This window comes from Blautia glucerasea (assembly GCF_020537505.1).
Classification (GTDB): domain Bacteria; phylum Bacillota; class Clostridia; order Lachnospirales; family Lachnospiraceae; genus Blautia_A.
In genome coordinates, this window is record NZ_JAJBMO010000002.1 from 1 (window position 1) to 24480 (window position 24480).

Consider the following 24480-nt stretch of genomic DNA (forward strand, 5'->3'; position numbering starts at 1 on the left):
ATAACGAGTAAACCGACGATCAAGACAGGCGGAAAACCGCCTGCTCTTGACATGCCATTCAACAACTGTTATATATAAAACAAGGGTGAAAAGCTCAAACTGTAAGCTCACCACCCTTGCATATCATAGAAGAATCTTATTTACAGACTTTTTCTCACAGTCTCGAAATATTAAAGTTCAAGTGAATCTTCCGCATCTACCCACATCTGCAAATTTCCATCAAGATATAACCTTGCATATTCTAATGGCTCATCAATTGCAAGAGATGTCAAAGCACATTCTGATCCAGGTGTAGTCTTTAAATTCTTTTCAGCTTCCCAGCAGTCAATGCGAAGCATATAGCCGGCACTGGTATAAACATCAATACTGTTGCACTGTGGATTGTATTCTGCAAATATTGTTCTCATCGTATCCCATCTCCTTATTATTCAATCAACCATTAATTGTAAAAATTAAGAAGCATTTCAATCAGTTCACCATGTCAGTTTTATTTTGTGTTATACTGTTTTATAGATTTTTCTTGCCCTTGTATTTTCCCTTATCAGAGTTCGTAAACTTATACGGGAAGATATAACACAAGGGAAACAATAAGGGAAAGCTCACCTGCGATAAATCCAGTGTTTTCAAGGATTTACAGTGAATTTAATAACAAAATATAACAGTTATTAAATCTCTTAAAACAGGTGAAATCTCAATCGGAATTTACAGGAAGTGTGACAAGAAAGCCAAAACGGTATACTGGGAAAAAAAGATTAAGAAAAGAATAAAGAGCTGGTTTTAATTGTAAAATTTATGGGGAACTAACATCAGCTTATTGACATTAATTTAAAAATAAGTATAATAATAGTTGAGTAATTGTTCAACTATTATTTGGAGGTGAATATATGTCAAAAACGTCTTATATTTGTAATTGCGATGTAATTCATGAGGATATTGTGAATGATGTGAAATCCAAGATGCAGCCAAAAGATGATTATATCCAGTTGGCTTCTTTGTTTAAGCTATTTGGAGATGGAACTAGAGTACAAATCTTACACGCTCTAGAACAGAGTGAGATGTGTGTATGTGATCTTGCAGTGCTACTGGGGGTAACAAAATCTGCAATTTCGCATCAGTTAAAGGCATTACGCCTAGCGAATCTGGTAAAATTCCGTAAAGAAGCACAGATAGTTTACTACTCGCTGGCAGATGATCATGTGAAAGAGATTATTGACAAGGGATTTGAGCATCTTTGGCAGAAATAATATTTTTTAATATTATAGTTGAGTAATTGAACAATTAAACAAATTATAAGGAGATTATCATGAAACGCATATTTCTATTAAAAGGGTTGGACTGTCCAAATTGTTCCGCAAAAATTGAAAAAGAAGTCGGAGAGTTGGATGGAGTGCAATCCTCAGTGGTAAATCTGATGAAGCAGACGCTTACAATCAATGTTACTCAGACAGCCGCAGATACGATAGCCAGTCAGATTGAAACGATTGTTCATAGTCATGAGCCCGATGTGGAAGTTCAGGAAGAAACCGTTATGAATGTTACAAAGAGTTATTCGTTAAAAGGATTGGATTGTCCGAATTGTTCTGCAAAAATTGAAAAAGAAGTCGGAGAATTGGATGGAGTACAATCCTCAGTTGTAAATTTGATGAAGCAGACGCTGACAATCAATGTTGCTCCAGCTGCCGCAAATACAATAGCCAGTCAGATTGAAACGATTGTCCACAGCCATGAGCCGGGTGTGGAGGTTCAGGAAGAAACAATTATCCCCGTTACAAAGAGTTATTTGTTAAAAGGGTTGGACTGTCCGAACTGCTCCGCAAAAATTGAAAAAGAAGTCGGAGAATTGGATGGAGTACAATCCTCAGTTGTAAATTTGATGAAGCAGACGCTGACAATCAATGTTGCTCCAGTTGCCGCAAATACAATAGCCAGTCAGATTGAAACGATTGTCCACAGCCATGAGCCAGATGTAGAAGTTTCCGAAATTGCACAGGAATACTATATACCTGCAAAAAAACAGGATACCAATACATCCTATAATAATGAGGACAAGAAGTTGACGATTCGTTTAGCGATTGGCGCAGCAATCTATGGTATTGGTATGGCATTGACAGTTTTTGCGAAAGTGCCACTGCCTGTCGAGTTAGTTTTTCTTATTGTCTCCTATATTATTCTTGGCGGGGATGTTGTATGGCAAGCTGTGAGGAATATTTCAAAGGGACGTGTGTTTGATGAACATTTCCTGATGAGCGTTTCTACGATTGGTGCTTTTGTCATTGGTGAATATCCGGAAGCAGTTGCTGTTATGCTGTTCTATCAAGTTGGTGAATTTTTCCAATCATTGGCTGTTGAGCATTCCAGAAAATCTATATCAGATTTAATGGATATACGTCCGGATTGTGCTACAGTCAGAAGGAACGGAGAATTGATTACCATATCTCCTGAAAGTGTTGCCATTGGTGAAATTATTATTGTAAAGCCTGGTGAAAAAATCCCATTAGACGGTGTGGTATTGGATGGAGATTCTATGCTGGATACGAGGGCTTTAACTGGAGAATCGGTTCCGAGAAGCGTTCATAAAGGAGACGAAGCACTTTCCGGTTGTATGAATCAGACGGGTGTTTTAACGATTAAGACAACGAAAGCATTTGGTGAATCTACTGCTTCAAAGATTATTGATCTTGTGGAGAATGCGTCCAGTAGAAAAGCACCAACAGAAAATTTCATTACTACATTTGCACGTTATTACACTCCTATTGTTGTAATCTTAGCAGCTATTCTGGCAATTCTGCCACCGATCCTTCTTGGTGGAGGTTGGACAGAGTGGATTCGCAGAGGATTTGTTTTCCTTGTGGTATCTTGCCCATGTGCATTGGTCATTTCAATCCCGCTGACTTTCTTCGGAGGTATTGGTGCGGCATCTAAACGAGGTGTTCTTGTAAAAGGAAGTAATTATTTAGAGGCGCTTAATAATGTCAGCATTATTGTGTTCGATAAAACTGGAACACTTACAAAGGGTGTTTTCAATGTGACTGATATTCTGCCTGCAAATGGATTTTCAAAAGAACAGGTTCTGGAGTATGCGGTCCAGGCAGAGAGCTTTTCTAACCATCCTATTGCAAAATCCATTCTCTCTGCTTATGGAAAAGAAATTGACCAATCAGTTATCTCTGATTACAAGGAAATTTCCGGATATGGAATCAGTGCCATGGCAGGAAAGAAGAAAGTTTATGCCGGCAATACGAAACTTATGGATTCAGAGCATGTGGAGTACACAGCCTGTGAAAAAGTTGGTACAAAGGTTTATGTAGCAGTAGATGGTCAATATGCCGGATGCATTCTGATAACAGATGAAGTAAAGCCGGACAGCAAAAAAGCAATTTCTGATTTGAAACATATCGGTGTGGAAAAAACAGTCATGCTTACTGGTGATGATGAAAAAATCGGAAAGGCTGTTGCGGAAGAATTGCAGTTGGATGAATATTATGCACAACTGTTTCCCGATCAAAAAGTGGAAAAGGTTGAGCTTTTAGACAGTAAAAAGAGACAGGGAAGCAAATTAGCTTTTGTTGGTGATGGTATCAATGACGCTCCTGTCCTTGCTCGTGCGGATGTTGGTATCGCAATGGGTGGTCTTGGTTCAGATGCGGCCATTGAAGCTGCGGATGTGGTTCTGATGACAGATGAACCATCTAAGCTGGTGGATGCGATTGATGTGGCAAAAGCGACAAAGCAAATTGTCATGCAGAATATAGTGATTGCCCTTGGAATTAAGAGTGTGTTCCTGATCCTTGGTGCTCTGGGTATAGCTGGAATGTGGGAAGCTGTATTTGGTGATGTAGGCGTTACCATAATTGCCGTCTTGAACGCAATGAGGATTTTGAAAAAATAAGAAACGAGGTGGCAATGTGAAACGGAAATTGATTCTGTTAGCAGTTACAATTGTTTTTCTTGCAGGTTTCGGTGCACTTTTGCACTCACCGCCCTCTATGATTGATGCAATCACAGGAGCAACACCGAAGTCAAAAAAGGCGGCTCAAGCCTCCGCACAGTTGGAAGGCTCTTATGTTCTCGGTATTAATATGATGTCAGATGGTCTCGACAACGAGAACACCCGGAATAAATTAAAAGAATTGGCACTGGACGATTCAGAAACAAATGAAACAGATCTCATGAAAACGGACATTAGTTTTCGGTTATATGTATCTGAGACGGATTATCCGCTTGTCAGTTATGCTAAGAAACTCTGTGACAGGTTGAAACAGGCCGGTTTTTCCGTAGATCTGAAAGAGTACAGTAACACAATGATGCTATCAAGAGTGGTAAGTGGAAAGTATGATGTATTCCTGGCATCGGATGATTTTATTGACGTTACAACGCTAACACAGATGGACTATATGATCATGGACAGCGAAGAAATGAGGTGAGCGGGAATTTATGAGAAAATGGAATACGATTTTGTCTGTTTTAATGCTTCTCATTTTTATGATTCATGGAATCATGGGCAGCTTTATGCTGAACGGAGTTGGAAGTAGTGCAGGGAAACTTCTTGCATGGATTGGTGTTGGTATTCTTGTTGTGCATACGGTGATTGGTGTCATCCTGACAGTTCAGAGTTTACAGACAGCGAAGCAATCAGGAAAAATGTATCTGAAACAAAACGTCATATTTTGGGCGAGACGAGCCAGTGGGATGGCAATACTGATTCTGCTGTTATTCCATATTGGCTTGTTTGGAAAGGTGCAGAATGGGACATATATTTTGTTCCCTTTTACAACTGTAAAGATGGTAACTCAGCTTTTGTTCGTAGCGGCAATCTTTGTCCATATTTTTATCAATATCCGCCCATTGCTCGTATCACTGGGAATCATCAGTTATAAAGAACGAAGGAGTGATATTTATTTGATCCTTTCGGTGCTTCTTCTTTTTATAGCGGGAGCGGTTATTTTATATTATATTGGGTGGCAATATCTATGAGTAAGACAATTATTATTATAGGTGCTGGACTGGCAGGACTTTCAGCGGCTTTGCAGGCAGCGGAAAATGGATGCAATGTAAAACTGGTTTCCTCCCTTCCGTCAGAGCGGGCACAGTCTGTTATGGCGGAGGGCGGTATCAACGCAGCTTTGAATACAAAAGATGAAAACGACAGTCCCGAAGAACATTTTACAGATACAATAAAGGCAGCATGTGGTCTGGCAGATCCAAATGCAGTTTGGGGAATGACACAGGCAGCACCGGAGCTGGTGCACTGGCTGCTAAAACTTGGAGTTAAATTTAACATGAGTGGCTATGATGATGTGGATCTGCGGAATTTTGGCGGGCAGAAAAAGAAACGGACTGCTTTTGCACAGAGCGATACCGGGAAGCAGATTATGACAGCTATGATAGACGCTGTTCGCAGGAAAGAAGCATCTGGTATGGTAGAACGGTTCAGCCATCATTCTTTCCTAACACTTCATCTGTGTGGCAATATTTGTTGTGGCTGCGTAATCAGGGATGAATACAGTCAGGAAATTGTGGAATTACCGGGGAATGCGGTCATTGTTGCCTCCGGTGGTATGCACGGATTGTTTGGGAATACAACAGGTTCGCTGTCCAATACGGGAGAAGTAACCGCAGAATTGTTCCGGCTTGGTGTTCCTCTGGCAAATGGTGAAATGATCCAGTATCATCCGACTACTGTGGAATGCGGCGGGAAACGTATGCTTATCAGCGAGGCAGCTAGAGGGGAAGGCGGCAGGCTGTTTGCTCTCAGAAACAATCAGCCGTGGTATTTCATGGAGGAAAAATACCCGGAGCTTGGAAATCTGATGCCCCGTGATATTACCGCCAGAGAAATATGGAAGGTCAGCCATGAATCCGAGGTATTTCTTGATATGACGGAAATATCGAAGGAGGTCATTTCAAATAAGCTGTCTGGCTTAGCAGATGACTGCATGACATATCTGCATAAGGATATCCGGAAGGAACCGGTGCCTGTTTTGCCAGGAATCCACTACTTCATGGGTGGTATTCTTGTGGATGAACAGCACAGAACGTCGATTCAGAATCTTTATGCTGCCGGGGAATGCTGTGCCCAATATCATGGTGCAAACCGTCTGGGTGGTAATTCCCTGTTGGGCGCATTGTACGGAGGACGTGTTGCGGCAAAGTCAGCCTGCGAACAAGCTGACGGCGTAGTTTTATCTTGTGCGGCGCAGATAGATATTCCACCAGTGCAGGAAATTGTGGGAACAAAACAATTAAATCAGGCTATGCAGGATTCTCTTGGGGTTGTTAGAAATGGAAATTCCCTGTTAAAAGGGATTCGGAAAGTGCAGGAACTAAAAGGAACTCTGCCGTTGCTTGGTCTTGCAGTTCTCCAAAGCGCCTTTGCCCGAAAAGAAAGCCGGGGAGCGCACTGGCGGGAGGATTATCCTGAATGCAACAACAGGGATTTTCTCAAAACGACGGTGGCACGATTTGACGGAAAGCAGATACAAATTTCCTTTATGTCTGTTCCAGAGAGGCGGTGATTAACTTGGTATATAAAGTACGGATTCGGCGACAAGAGAATCAGAAATCAGACAGCTATTGGCAGGAATTTGAGTTTGGCGGAAGTGAAAATAGTTCTATTGCCGCTGTCTTAAACGAATTGAATAGTCGTAGCCCACTGACAGATGCATGTGGGAATACGGCTGCTCCTATTGGATGGGAATGCGGTTGTATGGTACGTAAATGCGGAGCGTGTGCCATGCTGATCAACGGACTTCCCCGGCTGGCCTGCTCTACATTTTTGAATATGCTAAAGAGCAGTACCGTTACACTGGAACCACTCAGTAAGTTTCCTCTTGTCAGGGATCTGATTGTTGACCGGTCATTCCTGTTTGAGAACTTGAAGAAACTAAACCTTTGGTTGGAAAGCGAAGCCTATATGATTGAATTTACACACGAACCGAGGTATCAGTCGGCTCGCTGCCTGATGTGCGGGTGCTGCCTTGAGGTTTGTCCAAACTTTTCTTCAAAGGGTACTTTTGCTGGAGCGGTTGCAGCGGTCAACGCTTTTCGGATTCTGAATGAAGAACAGGAAATAAGCCATCGGAATGAGGTTTCAACTCAATATAAGGAAAATTATTTTGAGGGATGCGGGAAATCATTAGCTTGCCATAACATTTGCCCGATTGGTCTGCCTGTCGAAGAATTGATCGTGAGGTCAAATTCGGTAGCTATTTGGGGAAGACAGTGAGTATCAAAACGCTGATTAAAAAAAACATGATTAACCTACATCTATGGTTTTACCAAAAATAGAGACATATCCTTTGTTTCGGTGTGGTAGCGGTTTTATTATGGACTGGATTCCGTCAAGGATGAATTTGATGCTTCCCTGAGAGAGTATATCCAGTCGGAAGAACATGTCTCAGCAAAGCAGCAGAAGAGATATTGATCAAATTATGTCAATGTCTCTTTTTTTATGGAAGAAACAGGCTGATCAGAAATATGCAAAAGAGTAGCCTATTTTAATTATTTAACGAAAGGCGAACAGGGGTGTTCACAAGGGTGTGCACCGTTAAATTGTATCAATTTCGTAGTCGCAACGAATCCATGTCGGTGCGGATATTTTCCGGTGATCTGAAATTGCAGGAACGTTGCAAGCAATATCTTTCTATTAATTTGTTTATTGCTATAGGATTTTTCTACAAACTTATGGATAACGTGTGCTTTGTGGTGCACGTTTTTCTGTATTCAGATGGTGTCATATTGAAATATTTGAAAAAAATTTTTCTGAAGTTATTCAAGGACTGGAAACCTGTTCGTTCGCTGATTTCTGAAACAGGAAGTGTACTGTTTTGTAAAAGATCAGCGGCCTGTTTCATTTTCTGATTCTGAATATTTTCAATAAATGTATGTCCGGTAGCATTCTGAATAATACGCTGTAACTGACGTTCACTGTAGTTAAAAATTGAAGAAAGTTCTTTCAGTGAAACTGTCTTATAATTAGCCTGCATATAACGGAGAATATACATCAGATTTTTCTCTGAAGAGTTCGGATGGATACCAGAAAGCTCTGTATGTTGTTCATGACGGCGAAATAGATTGATGAAAAACAGAGAAAGCAGAGTATTGACCATTTGTTTTCTATATCGTTTTGGCTGTGCACATTCCGTATATGCACGGTCAATGAGGTCAGAAAGAACGGAATCTTTTCCTGTATGAAAAAGAAGATAGGGAATTTCTGAAGTCTGATAGAAAGTTCTTTTGAAGAAGTCAGAAAGAATGGTATTATCATCCAGAAGTCCGAAAAACGACTGTTCAAAAGTGCTTTTTCGTATAAGAATATTCATAATGACGTCTTTATCATGGAAAGCACTTAAAGAATGGGTAATATCCGATGCCATAATACAGATATCTCCTGTTTGCATGGAAATATTACGGTCGAAGATATAATTGATACAGCCTCCGCTCTGGACGAAGATCATTTCAAAAAAGTCATGATCAGACATATTTATGATGAAGGCAACACGTTTTCCTGCCTGGGCAGCCTGCCGCAGATTACCTTTGAACATTTTGTCTTATCTATTTTTTCAGGAGGATTTTATGAACCGAACAGAAGACGTATTTTTATCACATGAACATTTATGGAGCTATCGCACCAGAACAGTAGACCCTAAATCGCAGACAATCCGTTCCGTTACCCATAACGGCATTTTGCAGCGCAGTACAGCTGAAACACTTTGCGAAGAAGCAGCACGTATTTCTACAAAGGAACTTGTGGAATTGAAAAGTGCCAACCATTGCCCTTTTACTTTCAACGAATACCTGAGCTATTATTTTTATAAAATATACCTTGCATATAATTGCAGCAAAAATGAAATTATAAGGAATCGCTGGGTCATCCGCAACCTAATCGATCCCAACATTACAACAGATCCGCTTCTTCACAATGTCGATGCCAAATATCTAAAAGATTTGATCAATGCCTGCAAAGCTTATTGCAAAGGTACCGAATATGCCGTAGCCAAACTGCTGCAGCTTTTTTCAGATGATATATGGAAACACGGAGAAGTCAGCTGCAATCCCGCACCTTCACCTGCCGCTTATAAAAAGCCCCAAACAACCGTATTACTCTATACCAGCGAACAGCTTAAAATTTTTCTGAATGCGGTATACAGCAGTTCCTGCCCTCACCGTCTGGAATTCCTTCTTGCATTGTTCTGCGGCCTGCATACAGGAGAGATACTTGGCCTTACCTATAAAGACTTCACTCCCTGTACCCGTGTGCTGGAAATCCATCACCAGTATATCAAAAACAAGCAGCTACAGAAATATTTGACTGGTTGTATGAACAGTTAAGACATGAAGTATTCACTAGCCTCTTCCAGGTGATTTTGACAGACAGAGGAAGTGAATTTACTAACCCGCTGGCAATCGAATTTAATAAGGGCAATGGTCGCAGAACACATATCTTTTATTGTGATCCACAGCGTTCTGATCAAAAAGGTGGTTGTGAAGTTACACATGAGATGATTCGTCGTGTGCTTCCGAAGAAAACCTCTTTTGATAACTTAACTCAGGATGATATCAATCTTATGATGAGTCATATCAACTCATATAACAGAAAAAAACTGAATAACCAGTCGGCACACCAGTTGTTCAGCTTCATTAATGGCGGGGATATTCTTGACAAGTTAGGAATAAAATCCATTCCCGCTAACGAGATTAGCCTTACATCTCTATTACTGAAAAATAAGAAAACGTAGCGCCATTCGGAAGAAATACTGAACCGAATGAGGGGTGGAATTTGATCTTGCGAAAAAAGAAATAAAATTCGACCTCCGCTTAACGTGACTCTTTTTTCAGAGGATTAAGATCTCAAAAAAGAATATCAGCATATGAAGCATAAAACAACTTGTTTCTAATAGTAAATTCCAGTTTTGAAGAACTTTGCAAAACTAACTTCCATAAAAATCATGATATTTTGATTTGCCAGAATTTACTTTTGCAAGCGATTAGCTAAATCTGAACTTAAACTTGCAAACTGGAAGCTCGGATTCCAATTCAGCAACAAATATTATGGAAGAAGGAAGAGAACAACTATAAAGAAAAATCTAAGAAATCAAGGCGAAAAAAATCAAAATAATAATAATTTAAATTGAATTTCCTGCATATTATGGATATAATAATATCGGAGGTGCAAAAATATGTTAGTAGAATTTCGATTTAAAAATTATAGATCTTTCAGGGATGAAGCTATTCTTTCTATGGAGGCAGTTGGACTTGCATCGTTTAAAAGCTGTCTGATCGAACAAAATAATATGAAGGTATTACCAGGTGTAGCCATTTATGGAAAAAATGGTGGAGGCAAGAGTAACGTAATCCGGGCATTTTGGTTAGCTGTTCAGTTTATTCGAAATGCACAGAGAACACAGCATGAAAAAGCTGCGGTTCCCGTAGTACCTTTTGCACTCAATGATTATTCTGCAAATGAACCAACAGAGTTTGAATTTGATTATATTAATGGCGGTATAAAATATTGGTATTCATTTTCTGCAACGAAGCAAAAAATAGTAAGAGAGTCTTTATATCATGCACCCAAAGGACAAAAAGCCCAGGTATTTGTCAGAGAAGGACAGAAATTTACGTTTACTGAGGATAAAGCAAGGAGAAAATTAATAAGTGAAACGGTAGCTGAAAACCAGCTGTTTTTCTCAGTTGCGTGTACAATGAATGATACGATATGTATTAATGCAATGAAATGGTTTCGGGAAGATATTTTCTTTTCCAGGGATTATACCGACATTCCGAGGCAGCTGCTGGAATATTACAATGACAGCAATATGCTTAAAGCTATTTCGGATTATGCAAAAACAGCAGACTTTGGAATTGAAGAGATGCAGTTTGAGGTAGAAAACAAGGAAATTGGAAACAATCTTGAATTTCCTGATGATATTCCAGAAGGCATGAAGGCTGCGCTGACATCATTTATCCAGATTTTGTCTGAGACTTCCAACAATTCGGAAGGACAGCTGAAAATGAGCCAGGTAAAAGCGAAAACCAGGCATAAGGGCATTAATGCTGCAGGTGAGGACAAACTATATCATCTGGAATTGGAGGATGAATCAGATGGAACAAGGAAATTGATGTCAATTGCACCTGCAATTGAGTCTGTCCTTAATAAAGGAGGCATTTTATTAGTAGACGAATTAGAGAGGGAATTACACCCTATGCTTGTTAATTTCATTATTGCAAAGTTTCAAAGCAAAAAAAGCAATCCCAATGGTGGCCAGATTATTTTCACCACGCATAACACTGAACTTATGAATTTAGAGTTTATGAGAAAAGATCAGATTTATTTTGCAGATAAAAAAAGGTCTGATGGCTCATCTGAGCTTTACAGCGTGACTGATTTTGTTACCAAGACAACCGATAATATCCGGAAAGGCTATTTGGTTGGAAAATATGGTGCCACTCCTAACATTGAGATTGAAGAGGTAGAATAATGGCAAGAAAAACTGGAGGCAGAGGATCTGGTAAAGTTATTATCAGAGTGTTTTGTGAAGGAGAAAGTGAACAGGCATATACTGAATTTTTGAAGCATAAATTCAGTGATGTGGCTGTAATTGAGTATCCGAAAGAAACTGGGCTATTTGACAGAGCAAGTGATCGTTTTGCTAAAGATCCATTGTACAGAGACTATAAAGAGGTTATTAACGAAATTTGGTTCTTCTTTGATGTTGAAACAAAGGATATTGATAAAGTAAATGAACGGTATCAAATAATAAAACGCTTAAGGAAATTTGGCAGGAATAAGAATACGCGTGTTCGTCTGCTAATGACAACGGGGTGTATTGAATATTGGTTCATGCTGCACCGCAGATATTATACGCCTTCTTTGCAAACTACTGCTGAGAAAGAGAAAGTGATTTCTGACCTAAAGTTAGAAGAGCCTTTATATAAAAAGGGAAATAGAGAAATCACTGCAAAGATTGCAAAAGATTATCCGATTGCAGTGAAATATGCCAAAAAGACTTTGGCAAGACTTTTGGATGAAGGTATGCCATGTTTAGAAGATACTGACATACGAAATCAGTGGCTGCTCAGAAAATGTATGACCTTTTCCAATGTTTTTGAAGCCATTGAATTTCTGGAAAATAAGGAAAACTGAAGGAATGGTTTTGGTAACATATTCCCAAATTTCCAAAGTATGTTTGGCGAAAAAGGAATTTTTGAAATGTATAGTGTTCCCACTGCACTATACATTTTTTATTTATCGTCCTTTTTCCTTTACATAAAAATACACATAGGAGAAGCGCAAAACAATGCAAGAAAAAAGAACACCTGTATTCCAGGCTGAAGACGGTTCATGGGGACATATCACCCAGACAGTAAATCCCCTTATCTGTACCATCGAATACAAATGCCATTCCGGTTTTCCTTCAAAAGAAGAAGCAGAAGAAAGCTACCAGAAATCCCTGGAGGCCTATTCCAGCCAGATCCAGCAGCTGAAAAAGTCCCGGAAGATCCCGTTTACCTTTTCTGAATATCTGGACTACTGGTTCCGTGAAGTCTATACCCCTTATTCCACCAGCAAAAGTACCTTATTCAAATACCGCTGGGTCCTATACCAGATCATCCTTCCACATCTTCAGAATGACATACTCCTGGACTGCGTCAGCGAGGAGTTTCTGAATAAACTGCTGGATTCCTGCCAGGGATACTGCCAGAATGGAGGCTATTATGCCTACAAACTCTTAAATATCATCTTATGGTCCGCTTACCAGAATAATTATATTCCGGAAAAAGAATTTCCCAAGCTAAAACACTATCCGAATCCTCAGCATAAATCCGTATTCCTTTCCACCGAACAGATCCGGAAACTGCTTGATCAGGCTTCCACAACATCCTCTTATCTGGAAATCCTCCTTGCCCTTTTCTGCGGACTTTCTACAGGAGAAATCCTGGGACTGAAATATTCAGACCTCAATTCCAAAGAACATACCTTAACTATTCAGCGGCTCTGTACCGATAACAGGGCTCATCTTGACAATCCAACATTTAAGAACCTTTTTGGAACTGCCCAGAACCGAACCTTGAAAATACCAGATTTCATTTTCCAGGAGCTTTCCAAACGTAAAAAAGAAAACCGGCTGATCCTGGAAGCCAATCCTGATACAACAGAATTTCAGGATTATGTCTGCCTTGGCGCCACTGCCAGAATAAAATCCACCTCTACCCCAGGTGCAGCACTTAGAGACATCACAAGGGCGGCCCTTCTGCCAGCTCTTAGTATGACCGATCTCCGCCATATGTCTGCCTATATACTGGCAGAAATGGGAGTGGATATCGAAAACATTTCCCATATCCTTGGACACACAAAACTCAGTTCCACCATCGCATTCTGCTGCGATTTTACTGATGAAAATAATGAAATTGAAAACGCATTAAACAACACCCTGGATCCGGTTTTTGAAATCCAGGGCAGTCTGGGAAAGGAGGTTTCCCATGCCCAAGGGAAAATACATTGAAAAACCATCTGTGAAAGATACCTTCTTTTTAGGAAGCGTTGTCTCCTGTCTTCCCGGAGGAAGTATAAGTTATATAAAGTCCCGTAAAAGATACAGTTTCCGTTTTAAACTTGTTTTCCAGTCGGGAGTTTCAAAATCGATCCAGCGCAGTGGCTTTCCCACCCGGAAAGCTGCCCAGCTTGCCAGAGATGAAGCACTCATTCAGATCTGCCGGAAGCAGTTTGTCCCGTATTCTTATACCGTAAAAGAATTTTATAATTACTGGCTCTGGTATTATATGTGGGACGAAAAAGATATTTCATACAATACCTATATGACATACCGGAACATAATATTGAATTATATTGATCCTGCACTGGGTACCATTTCCCTGCCTTCCCTGAAACGGAAAGATCTCATCCAGGTTCTGCTTGGGATTCCGTCCCCCAATGTGCGAAGGCTCGCCTGTGCGGTTGTCAGCAGTTCCATGCAGATTGCCAGGGACAGAAATTATATTTCCTGTAACATTGCCATGAAAATCACCGCAGAAGTGAACCGGCTGAAGAGGGCAGAAGAGCAGCGTCTTTTGTCCACACCCGCAGCCAGGAAACAGGCTGCAAAAGTATATTCCTCTGCGCAGCTGAGCCGTTTCCAGAATGTATGCCGGCAGGAAGAACCATCCCTTTACCTGCCCATGCTGCTGGCGACTGCAACCGGGCTCCGGGTTTCGGAACTCAGGGCCCTGAAATATGAGAATATTGACTTTCTGAACAAATGCGCATCTATCGAAACCCAGCTTGGACGCACAAAGGATGCAGATCCTGATAAAAACTACCACTCCATGCAATTCCAGGAAAAGAAGCTGAAAACGATAAACAGCCGCAGGAAAATTGTACTGCCTGATTATGTCCTGACAGAGATCCTGCTGGAACGGCAGCGTTATGAACACAACCGGGCCACAGAACCGGATTTCTGTGATCTGGGCTATGTCTGCTGCCGCAAAAATGGTTTGCCCTATGGACAAAATTTTTACAAAAAGCCGTATCAGCGTCTGTTAAAGAAATACAATTTTCCAAAGATCGACTGGCGAAAACTGCGCAATTCCAATGCTACCATCCTGGCCAACGAAAAAGTCAGCATGAAAGCCATTTCAAAAAACCTTGGGCATTCCAGTCCGGATTTTACCAATACTGTATATGTAGAGCATCAGCCACTGGTCTATGACCTCAGCAGACAGATGGAAGAGTATGTCTTACTTTATGGACTTCTGCCAGAATCCCCTGCAAAGAGAAGCCGTAAGATGTATGCCCTTCCGGACGACTCGGCATATATGAAATATTTTTCGGATAAAATTTAAACTTTCATTTCTTTATAAGACGCACAGTGTAACAATCTGTTATATTGTGTGTCTTTTTCTTCTGTATAAACAGGCGCTTTTGACTCCAATTCAGCCGAACTTAGTTTTTCCAATGTTTTCTTATAAAAATAAGCCTTTTCTATCATTTTCATACATATTATATATGTCTATAAAATGATTTTATTTAAAAAGATAAATCAGCTAAATTATTTTTTTCCAAAAACAGGATTTCAAAATCCGACATAATAGTAATAAAGGCAGAAAAATACTGGTTCGAATGCCAGCCATCAGTCGGCACTGATGTTTTTACGCCTTATATAAGCAGGAGGTCCTTTATGCAGAAAAAAGCAGAAGAGAATGTATTTTTCTCACACAAAAATTTATGGTGCTGCCATACTCTGGTTGTAAACTTTAACGCCAAGACCATTGAACACCGTACCCGCACAGGATTTCTGACACGGGACAATGCAGAAAAAGCGTATGAGAAAACCAGCCGCCTTTTCCCAAAAGAGCTTGCAAAGCTGAAAGCATCCAGCCCGTGTCCATTTACTTTCACGGAATATCTCAAACACTGGTATGAAAAGCTCTACGTCCCGGCGAGTACCAGTGGAAGCACAAAAGTAAAATACCACTGGATCATCTACCATATTATTCTGCCCCGGGTCACTGCCGATCCGCTTCTTCCATATGCAGATGCAGAATACATTGAAAACCTGATCGAATCCTGCAGGAACTATTGTGCAAGTGCAGAATATGCCGTCTATAAATTATTATACAGGATTCTTTATTCTGCCTGGAACCAGGGATTCCTTGAAACATACCTGGCATCTGACATCACAGAACGCAAAGAACCGAAATCCAGCCTTCGTATTTATACCAAAGAACAGCTGAAATTATTCCTGAATGCCATACATGAAGATCCATATGCACACCGCCTGGAGTTTCTTCTGGCACTGTTCTGCGGACTGCGTCCTGGTGAGATCCTTGGACTTACTTATAACAACTTCGATTCCAGCACCCAAACCTTAAACATCCATAAACAATATACAAAAGATGGACGCCTTCCTTCTGAATCAGCAGATTCCAAATACAGCTGTAAGAAGTTGGAAGGAGACCGGTACCGTTCTTTTCAGATCCCGGATTTTGTCTGTGAGGAACTTGTCCTCCGGCAGGAAAAAAATATGTGTTTCTTTCGCACCCATCCGGATAAAAAGGATAATGATAACTTCTGCATCAGCAGCCGTGGGAAAGTAAAAACCCTGGAAACCCTTAATACAAGATTAAAATACGTCACGGAAAAGAATGGACTTCCCGTTATCACCATGTATGATCTCCGTGATATGTTTGTCTGGATCCTGTTAGAAAAAGACTGCCCCTGGGAAGAAATCCAAAAGCTTACCGGAGGGGTTAAAATGGAACGCTTTTTAGGGACCTCATAAAAATCCATAACAGAAAGGAAAATGATAAAATGCCACAGAACACGATCAACCCGACAAAACTCAAAGACATTTTCTCAAACGGAAACCTGGTCTTGGCAACGCTTTCAGCCCATCCGCTTTACATTACCGCCCGAAACCAGTATTGTTACCGTATGAATTGCACCTTCGAATCAGGACGCCGCAAAATGGTTCAGACGAAATATTACGATACAGAAGCAGAAGCCGAGGCTATGTATCCAGTTTACAAAAAACAGGTGGAAGAAAAGCGGATTACTGTTTTTAAGTGTACCGTACAGGAATTCCATGCATACTGGACTCATTCCTACTGTTTTGACGATGCGTACAACCGGTCTATTGCAGCTTATATTCTTCCGGTCCTCGGAAAACATTTCATGGACAACGTGACTGCCAGCGATCTGATGGATATCCTTGCAAAAGTTCCATCTTCCGAATTTTACAGGGTATGTGATGCTGTAACCTGTTTTTTCCGGGATGCACGGAACCATTACTGTACAACGCAGGATAACAGTGCGGATGCAGTCCGCATAATGAAAGAAAGAAAAAAAGCAGAAGAGGATCTGCATAATTATTACGAAGTCCCTTCCGGTACCTATTCTCCACAGCAGCTTCTCCAAATGCTGCAGATCTGCAAACTGGAAACACCGGTTCTCTATCTTCCCATGCTTCTGGCATCCACTGCCGGCCTGAGGATTTCAGAAATCCTTACGGTCACGTTCCGGGATATTCATTTTTACAACCAGACCATCTGCCTGCAGCTTCCCGTAAAAGATGATCTTCCCAATCGAACGGATACCATCACCATCCCGGAAGAAAACACGAAAATGGTATACCTGGCCGATTTTGTGATGGACGAGATCCGGCTCCAGAGGGAACGCTTGGAAGCCTGTCAGAAAACAGCCCCGGATTTCAATCCTTCCGGATACCTGATCTGGGGACGAAACGGTTTCCAGAGACAAAATAATTTTATCAACAAGCCTTACGCCAGGATCTGCGCCAAATGTCCGTTTCCTACCTTTCCGTGGAAAGAACTTCGAAGAATAAAGTTATCAGCCAGCAGCATGAAACGATTTGCCGAAACCCTTGGGGCTGAAAATTCCGGACAGCCTCAGCCACGCGAGATTCCAAAAATTCCAATTGACAGAAGTGACCTGATAGAATTGATGAAATAATCAGCCAGCCAATATATGAAAGCAAAATGAAAGCCATCTCTTGAAAACTACCGCATTTCATCATGCGTGTTTAAAAGGGATGGCTTTCATTTTTTTCTTCATAATATAGGAATAAATATTTACAGCAGGAAAGTGACCAAACAGGAATTTTATAATTTCCGTCAATCCTAACAAGATATAATAAATAACACTAAATAACACGAAATAACACGAAATAGCACTAAATAACATTTTATAGCATTCCTTGATACTACCCGATATTTTATACTTTTTTCCTGTTATTCTAGCCGGATTTTCTATATAATGGTCATTTCAATGCGAAAAATCCCATGATTTTCTGAATTTTCCCGAATAAAAATTATATACTTGAACTTCTAAGCGTTTCTGTTTATAATAAAAACACTGTTAATGGTCCTGTTTTCCGGTATCAAAATGGTCTCACGCATTTCCAGATGCTGAGGTTATTTTTTTGCTTGAAAATAGAAAAAAGTGACCAAACCCATTTTTAACCAAAAAACCGGCTTAAAAGTGCCCCTCTGTTTTTCAGATTTTTAGAACGAAAAGACAGATTTTTGAGTCCTAAAACGCATATTACAGCAAGTTACATTTCCTAAAAATTCATGGTTTTATTGTTGTATATGCACAATTATCGAAAGGAATAGTATGAGAAAATTAGCACTTAGTGACGAAATATTGCTTAGTGTTGACAAAGCAGCCCGCTATATCGGCGGGGAAGTCAACTCTATTATGAAAGACAAGGATAAAGTGACCACTAGAGTCGCATTTAGCTTCCCGGATGTCTATGAGATAGGAATGTCTAACCTTGGCATGATGCTACTCTACAATATGTTCAACAAACGCCCAGACGTCTGGTGTGAGCGTGTCTATTCCCCATGGCTTGATTTAGACAAGATCATGCGGGAGCAGAAGATCCCCTTGTTCGCCCTGGAGTCCCAGGATCCGGTGAAAGAGTTCGATTTCCTTTGCATTACACTTGGATACGAGATGTGCTATACCAATGTGCTGCAGACACTGGATCTTTCCCAGATTCCGCTTATGGCAAAGGAGCGAGATGAATCATGTCCTATCGTCATTGGCGGCGGTGCATGTGCATATAATCCAGAGCCACTGGCCCCGTTCTTCGACCTGTTTTATATTGGAGAGGGTGAGACTGTCTATGATGCTCTTTTTGACGCATATAAGGCCAATAAGGCAGCAGGAGGCAGCAGGGAAGACTTCCTTATGAAAGCAGCTCAGATTCCGGGAATTTATGTTCCAGCCTTTTATGATGTTGCCTATAAGGAAGACGGTACCATTGCTTCCTTTGCTCCCAACCGCCCAGGAGTTCCCCAGAAGGTCCAGAAGCAGCTGATCGTGGATATGGACAAGGGATACTGTCCAATTGAGAAACCAGTGGTTCCTTTTATCAAGGCCACCCAGGACCGTGTCACTCTGGAAATCCAGCGTGGATGTATCCGTGGATGCCGTTTCTGCCAGGCAGGTATGATCTACAGACCGCTCCGTGAACGTGACGTGGAGGAGTTGAAAGAGTCTGCAAGAGCCATGCTGAAGAACTCCGGTCACGAGGAGATTTCCCTCAGTTCCTTAAGTTCCAGCGATTACACACACCTGGAAGAGCTGGTAAACTTTCTAATTGACGAATTTAAGTCCGCAGGTGTAAATATTTCCCTGCCGTCACTTCGTATCGATGCTTTTGCCCTGGATGTTATGAGCAAAGTACAGGATATTAAGAAGAGCAGCCTTACTTTTGCCCCGGAAGCAGGTTCCCAGAGACTTCGTGACGTAATTAACAAAGGGCTTACAGAGGAAGTGATCCTCCACGGCGCGAAAGAAGCCTTCATTGGCGGTTGGAACCGTGTAAAGCTTTACTTTATGCTGGGACTTCCTACCGAAACAGAAGAAGATATGAAGGGAATCGCACACCTGGCTGAGCGCATTGCAGAAGAATATTACGATACCGTTCCCAAGAAAAAACGCCATGGAAAGGTTCAGATCGTAGTCAGCACCTCCTTCTTTGTGCCAAAGCCATTTACCCCATTCCAGTGGGCTCCAATGTATACAGAACAGGATTTTATTGATAAGGCAAAAGTAGTAAAAGAAGAAATCCGTGCACAGCTGAACCAGAAGAGTATTAAGTACAACTGGCATGAACCGGATGTAACTACACTGGAAGGCTTCCTTGCAAGAGGTGACCGCCGTGCTTCTGAAGTTATCTTAAAAGCATATGAAAAAGGTGCCCTCTACGATGCCTGGTCAGAAAGCTTCCGCTACGACATCTGGAAAGAGGCTTTTGCAGAAACAGGAATTGACATTGAATTCTACACACTCCGAGAGAGAAGCACGGATGAAATTCTCCCATGGGATTTCATAGATGCAGGTGTTACCAAGGAGTTCCTGATCCGTGAGTGGAAACAGGCAAAAGGCGAAGTAGTTACACCAAACTGCCGTCAGAAATGTGCAGGCTGCGGAGCAAGACGTTATGAAGGAGGCGTATGTTATGAAGGTAAGAATTAAATTTACAAAAGAAGGGCCTATGAAATTTGTAGGTCATCTTGACACCATGCGCTATTTCCAGAAAGCCATCCGCCGCGCTGAGCTTCCAATTGCTTTTTCAGGAGGTTACAGCCCTCATATGATCATGTCCTTTGCTGCCCCTCTTGGAGTTGGCGTGACCAGCACAGGGGAATATTTCGATATGGAGCTTACCGTTACGATTCCAACCGATGAAATCTGTCAGCGTCTTAACAGCCAGATGGTAGATGGTATTCGTGTTTTGAGTGCCCGTCAGGTGGAAGATGGAAAAGCAAGCAAGGCAATGTCCCTGGTGGCAGCAGCTGATTATCTGGTAGAGTTCCGTCCTGGAAAAGCACCGGCAGATGGATGGCAGACAAGAATTACGGAATTTTTAAAGCAGCCTGAGATCCTTGTTACAAAAGAAACAAAAAAAGGCGAAAAACAGGTAGACATCAGACCTTTTATTTACAAAATGAATTTACAGAATAACAACCGCATTTTCTTAAGTCTTGCTTCTGCAAGTGCCAACTATACCAAACCAGATGCCGTAATTGATGCATTTACCGCCTGGCTTGGACAGGAGCTTCCAGAATTTGCCTGCATGATTCATCGTCTGGAAGTATATGCAGATCTTGGGAATGAGAAAAAACATAAATTTGTATCATTGGAATCCCTTGGCGTGGAAGTTCAATAGACTTAAATCAGGTGAATCAAGTGACAAAATTAATTCTAACAACCATGGAACTTATCGGTAACAAATGCCATGCCTGTGCAATTGAGGAAGAAGGTCAGATTATGGAGCTTCGCCTGGAAACAGCCGCCCGACAGTCCATTCTTGGAAATATTTATGTGGGTCAGGTAGAAAATATTGCTTCTAATATCCAGGCAGCATTTGTTCTTATTGCACCTGGCGTACGCGGCTATTTTCCTCTTCAGGAAGCAGAGCAGGTTATCTATGCCTCCGGGAAGGCACCTGGCAGTCCCTTGCGTCCAGGTGACCAGATTCTGGTACAGGTAAGCCGTGATGCCATGAAGGGCAAGCTGCCCGCGCTGACTGCAAACTTAAATTTTACAGGTAAGTATCTGGTGCTCACCACAGGAGAAAAAAAATTTGGACTTTCTGGAAAACTCTCCGGTACGGAGCGCCACATTTTATCCAGCTGGCTGGAAGCAGAGGCTGCACGTCCGGATAAGGACTATGGCTTGATTGTCCGCACTAACGCAGCCCAGGCTGAAAAGGCTGAAATCCTTCAGGAGCTTTTTTATTTGAAATCACTGTATGAAAAAGTTGCTGTCAACGGTAAAAGCCGCACCTGTTTCAGCCTTCTCTACGAAACAGAACCGGTTTACCTTACCACTCTTCGTGATATTTACAGCGAAAATCTTACGGACATTGTAACAGATGATCCTGAAATTTTTCAGCAGATCACTTCTTATTTGAAGGAAACAAGTCCGGAGGAAGAAAGCAAAGCCCGTTTTTATCAGGACAAGCTTCTTCCACTATACAAGCTTTCCCGCCTGGAAAACGCGCTGGATGAGATTCAGAAGGAAAAAATCTGGCTGAACAGCGGAGGCTTTATTGTAATCCAGCAGACAGAAGCCTTTGTTTCCATCGACGTAAACAGCGGGAAATTTACTGGAAAAAAGAAAGCCGAGGAAACCTATCGAAAAGTCAATCTGGAAGCAGCTAAGGAAATTTCACGACAACTACGGCTTCGCAACCTGTCCGGAATTATTCTTATCGATTTTATTAATATGACAAACCCGGATCATAATGACGAGCTTTTTCATGTATTGCAGAAATATCTGAGGAAGGATCCGGTGAAATGCAAAGCCATAGATATTACGCCGCTTCACATTCTGGAGATGACACGCAAGAAGGTCAGAAGACCAGTTATAGAGGAAATCAGGCAGATACAGTCAGGAGATTTTTCGAATTCGCTCTAAGTAAAACTATAAGAAATTCCTTTTTCGTATTTTCGAAATTATTACAAACAGCAAACCAGAAACATGGGTTTTCATTTTTATTTTTTTACAATTTTTTTTTCAAAACCTCTTGACGAAACCAAATCTCCCTGTTATTATAATCGAGTATGCCGCACAAAGAGGTTTAAGAGCCGAGAGGCCACCATATTTGGCGAGTAAAGTCTATAGGAGGTGCCACAAATGTACGCAATTATTGCAACAGGTGGTAAACAGTACAAAGTTGCTGAAGGCGACGTAATCAGAGTTGAGAAGCTCGGAGTTGAAGCTGGTGAAACCGTTACTTTTGATAACGTAATTGCAGTTAGCAATGAGGGATTAAAAGTTGGAGAAGACGTTAAGGATGCCAGTGTTACCGCTTCTGTAGTTGAAAACGGAAAGGCTAAAAAAGTCATCGTTTACAAGTACAAGAGAAAAACTGGATATCACAAGAAAAACGGTCACAGACAGCAGTACACCAAAGTTAAAATCGAAAAGATCAACGCTTAATCTGGTGCTGTTATGATCAATATTACAGTTAAGAAGAGAAATGGCTCTTATCTGGATTTTTTGTCCAGAGGACATGCAGGCTATGCCGAAGAGGGACAGGATATTGTATGTGCTGCCGTATCTGCTTTGATCGTCACTACAGTAAATTCCCTTGACGAGTTTACAGAGGAAGAGATTGAAGTGAGAGAGGATGACGGCTATGTATCCATCCATTTTAAAACAAATCCTAATACTGAGCGAGGGAAGCTTCTTATGGATTCCCTGATTCTCGGATTAACAGAAATTGAGCATAGTTATAACAATCGATATTTGACAGTAAGAGTCAAGGAGGTGTAACAACAATGATGAAGATGAACCTTCAGTTATTCGCACATAAAAAAGGAGTTGGTTCTACAAAGAACGGTCGTGACTCCGAGTCCAAAAGATTAGGTGCGAAGAGAGCAGACGGACAGTTTGTTAAAGCCGGCAACATCCTTTACAGACAGCGCGGAACTAAGATCCATGCAGGCGAGAACGTAGGATGCGGAAAAGACTATACATTATTTGCACTGACCGATGGTGTTGTAAGATTCACCAGAAAAGGCCGCGATAAGAAACAGGTTTCTATCGTGCCAGTAGAGGCAGAGTAATTAGTTGAGCAAGGGGCTTCAAATCTATAAAGGTTTGGAGCCTTTTCTTATAAAGGAGATTTAATGTTCGCAGACAGAGCTACCATATATATCCGTTCCGGCAAGGGCGGCGACGGCCATGTAAGCTTCCGCAGGGAAAAATATGTACCTGACGGCGGTCCAGATGGCGGTGACGGCGGCAAGGGCGGAGACGTTATTTTTGAGGTAGACGAGGGACAGAATACCCTCGGAGACTACCGTCATAAGAGAAAATATAAGGCTGAGGACGGTCAGGAGGGCGGCAAGAAGCGCTGCCACGGGGCCGATGGAGCCGATATCATATTAAAGGTACCGGAAGGTACTGTTATCATGGATGCAGAATCCTGCAAGGTAATTGCAGACATGTCCGGCGACAATCGCCGTCAGGTGATTCTGCGGGGTGGCCGCGGCGGTAAAGGAAACCAGCATTATGCAACCCCTACCATGCAGGTTCCCAAATATGCCCAGCCGGGACAGCCATTCCAGGAGCTTGAGGTGCTCCTGGAGCTGAAGGTGATCGCAGACGTGGGGCTGGTAGGTTTCCCTAATGTTGGTAAGTCCACATTCCTTTCCCGTGTTACAAATGCGAAGCCGAAGATCGCCAACTATCATTTCACAACCTTAAGTCCGAACCTTGGCGTTGTAGATACGGAGAATGGCGGTTTTATCATCGCAGATATCCCAGGACTGATCGAGGGCGCTTCTGAGGGAGTTGGCCTTGGTCATGAGTTCCTTCGCCACATTGAGCGTACCAGAGTTCTGGTGCACATTGTGGATGCAGCTTCCACAGAGGGACGGGATCCTATTGATGATATTTATAAGATCACTAAGGAATTAGAGAAATACAATCCAGAGATTGCAAAACGTCCCCAGGTAATCGCAGCCAATAAGGTGGACTGTATTTTTGACGACGGACAGGCGGATCCGGTAGATAGGCTTCGTAAGGAATTTGAGCCAAAAGGTATCAAGGTGTACCCGATTTCCGCAGTTACCGGACAGGGTATACGTGAGCTTCTTTTCCATATTAAAGAGCTTCTGGACAGCTGTCCGAAAAAGGCTATTGTATTTGAGCAGGAGTTCTTCCCAGAAGATATGCTGATCAATGAGAGCCTTCCATTTACCGTTCAGGCAGATGAAGAAGATCCGTCTGTATTCATCGTAGAGGGACCGCGTATTGAAAAAATGCTTGGCTATACCAATCTGGATTCTGAGAAGGGCTTTGCATTTTTCCAACGTTTCTTAAAGGAGGGCGGCATTCTGGAGGAATTAGAGGCTGCTGGAATCCAGGAGGGCGATACCGTCCGTATGTATGGATTTGAGTTTGATTATTATAAGTAATCGTTTTGTAAGATTCAGGAG

22 protein-coding genes and 1 pseudogene are annotated in these 24480 nt (G+C 41.7%); 21 read left to right on the top strand and 2 right to left on the bottom strand.

The features are described from left to right. Window positions 1-170 precede the first annotated feature (170 nt). Window positions 171-407, bottom strand: a complete 237-nt coding sequence (locus LIQ05_RS01470; protein ID WP_005337274.1) for a DUF6061 family protein — start codon at window positions 405-407, stop codon at window positions 171-173. A gap of 477 nt (window positions 408-884) precedes the next feature. On the opposite strand from LIQ05_RS01470, the gene LIQ05_RS01475 reads away from it, so the two are divergent. From LIQ05_RS01475 to LIQ05_RS01500, 6 genes are read left to right on the top strand one after another with little or no spacing between them, the layout of a single operon-like run. Then, window positions 885-1244 (top strand): ArsR/SmtB family transcription factor, encoded by a 360-nt coding sequence (locus tag LIQ05_RS01475; protein WP_015512809.1) that lies wholly within the window; start codon window positions 885-887, stop codon window positions 1242-1244. A 59-nt stretch (window positions 1245-1303) separates the two neighbouring features. Beyond that, complete coding sequence (locus LIQ05_RS01480; RefSeq protein ID WP_226818061.1) at window positions 1304-3889, top strand: heavy metal translocating P-type ATPase; 2586 nt, start codon at window positions 1304-1306, stop codon at window positions 3887-3889. A 16-nt stretch (window positions 3890-3905) separates the two neighbouring features. Further along, window positions 3906-4424: a DUF6921 family protein gene (locus LIQ05_RS01485; protein ID WP_118608469.1), complete on the top strand. Its 519-nt coding sequence runs from the start codon at window positions 3906-3908 to the stop codon at window positions 4422-4424. Between the two features lie 10 nt (window positions 4425-4434). Next, window positions 4435-4974: a hypothetical protein gene (locus LIQ05_RS01490; RefSeq protein WP_009203875.1), complete on the top strand. Its 540-nt coding sequence runs from the start codon at window positions 4435-4437 to the stop codon at window positions 4972-4974. Further along, on the top strand, window positions 4971-6515 hold the full coding sequence (locus LIQ05_RS01495) for an FAD-binding protein (protein WP_226818062.1): 1545 nt from the start codon (window positions 4971-4973) through the stop codon (window positions 6513-6515). Before LIQ05_RS01490 ends, LIQ05_RS01495 begins: the two co-directional genes overlap by 4 nt. Continuing rightward, on the top strand, window positions 6512-7225 hold the full coding sequence (locus LIQ05_RS01500) for a 2Fe-2S iron-sulfur cluster-binding protein (RefSeq protein WP_330633928.1): 714 nt from the start codon (window positions 6512-6514) through the stop codon (window positions 7223-7225). Before LIQ05_RS01495 ends, LIQ05_RS01500 begins: the two co-directional genes overlap by 4 nt. A 448-nt stretch (window positions 7226-7673) precedes the next feature. Here LIQ05_RS01500 and LIQ05_RS01505 read toward each other — a convergent pair whose 3' ends face one another. Then, the gene (locus tag LIQ05_RS01505; RefSeq protein WP_195700260.1) at window positions 7674-8543 is read right to left on the bottom strand and encodes an AraC family transcriptional regulator; all 870 of its coding nucleotides are present in this window, start codon (window positions 8541-8543) and stop codon (window positions 7674-7676) included. 31 nt (window positions 8544-8574) lie between these two features. Between LIQ05_RS01505 and LIQ05_RS01510 the strand changes: the two genes are divergently transcribed. The 15 genes and pseudogenes from LIQ05_RS01510 (at window position 8575) to obgE (ending at window position 24459) form a co-directional block, all read left to right on the top strand. After that, window positions 8575-9330, top strand: a complete 756-nt coding sequence (locus LIQ05_RS01510) for a hypothetical protein (protein ID WP_226818063.1) — start codon at window positions 8575-8577, stop codon at window positions 9328-9330. Next, window positions 9288-9737: pseudogene (locus LIQ05_RS01515) on the top strand (transposase); the annotation flags it as partial. The gene LIQ05_RS01510 and the pseudogene LIQ05_RS01515, both read left to right, overlap by 43 nt. A 441-nt stretch (window positions 9738-10178) precedes the next feature. Continuing rightward, entirely contained in the window at window positions 10179-11477 is a 1299-nt protein-coding gene (locus LIQ05_RS01520) for an AAA family ATPase (protein ID WP_226818064.1), read from the top strand. Then, window positions 11477-12142, top strand: coding sequence for an RloB domain-containing protein (locus LIQ05_RS01525; RefSeq protein ID WP_226818065.1), 666 nt, complete (start codon window positions 11477-11479; stop codon window positions 12140-12142). Before LIQ05_RS01520 ends, LIQ05_RS01525 begins: the two co-directional genes overlap by 1 nt. Window positions 12143-12296: 154 nt before the next feature. Beyond that, window positions 12297-13502 (top strand): tyrosine-type recombinase/integrase, encoded by a 1206-nt coding sequence (locus tag LIQ05_RS01530; protein ID WP_226818066.1) that lies wholly within the window; start codon window positions 12297-12299, stop codon window positions 13500-13502. Further along, a complete protein-coding gene (locus LIQ05_RS01535) occupies window positions 13480-14838 on the top strand; it encodes a site-specific integrase (protein WP_226818067.1) in 1359 nt (452 codons plus the stop codon). Before LIQ05_RS01530 ends, LIQ05_RS01535 begins: the two co-directional genes overlap by 23 nt. 335 nt (window positions 14839-15173) lie before the next feature. After that, entirely contained in the window at window positions 15174-16277 is a 1104-nt protein-coding gene (locus LIQ05_RS01540; protein WP_226818068.1) for a tyrosine-type recombinase/integrase, read from the top strand. 29 nt (window positions 16278-16306) lie between these two features. After that, a complete protein-coding gene (locus tag LIQ05_RS01545) occupies window positions 16307-17467 on the top strand; it encodes a hypothetical protein (protein ID WP_226818069.1) in 1161 nt (386 codons plus the stop codon). A 663-nt stretch (window positions 17468-18130) separates the two neighbouring features. Then, window positions 18131-20002 (top strand): TIGR03960 family B12-binding radical SAM protein, encoded by a 1872-nt coding sequence (locus tag LIQ05_RS01550; protein WP_226818070.1) that lies wholly within the window; start codon window positions 18131-18133, stop codon window positions 20000-20002. Continuing rightward, a complete protein-coding gene (locus LIQ05_RS01555) occupies window positions 19986-20696 on the top strand; it encodes a TIGR03936 family radical SAM-associated protein (RefSeq protein ID WP_226818071.1) in 711 nt (236 codons plus the stop codon). The genes LIQ05_RS01550 and LIQ05_RS01555 overlap by 17 nt, the downstream gene beginning before the upstream one ends. 20 nt (window positions 20697-20716) lie before the next feature. Then, the gene (locus LIQ05_RS01560) at window positions 20717-21949 is read left to right on the top strand and encodes a ribonuclease E/G (protein WP_226818072.1); all 1233 of its coding nucleotides are present in this window, start codon (window positions 20717-20719) and stop codon (window positions 21947-21949) included. A 219-nt stretch (window positions 21950-22168) separates the two neighbouring features. Beyond that, a complete protein-coding gene (gene rplU / locus LIQ05_RS01565; protein WP_117853582.1) occupies window positions 22169-22474 on the top strand; it encodes a 50S ribosomal protein L21 in 306 nt (101 codons plus the stop codon). 12 nt (window positions 22475-22486) lie between these two features. Then, entirely contained in the window at window positions 22487-22810 is a 324-nt protein-coding gene (locus tag LIQ05_RS01570) for a ribosomal-processing cysteine protease Prp (RefSeq protein ID WP_226818073.1), read from the top strand. A gap of 5 nt (window positions 22811-22815) precedes the next feature. Beyond that, window positions 22816-23103, top strand: a complete 288-nt coding sequence (rpmA, locus tag LIQ05_RS01575; RefSeq protein ID WP_015542711.1) for a 50S ribosomal protein L27 — start codon at window positions 22816-22818, stop codon at window positions 23101-23103. A 63-nt stretch (window positions 23104-23166) separates the two neighbouring features. After that, the gene (gene obgE / locus LIQ05_RS01580) at window positions 23167-24459 is read left to right on the top strand and encodes a GTPase ObgE (RefSeq protein ID WP_226818075.1); all 1293 of its coding nucleotides are present in this window, start codon (window positions 23167-23169) and stop codon (window positions 24457-24459) included. Window positions 24460-24480 lie beyond the last annotated feature (21 nt).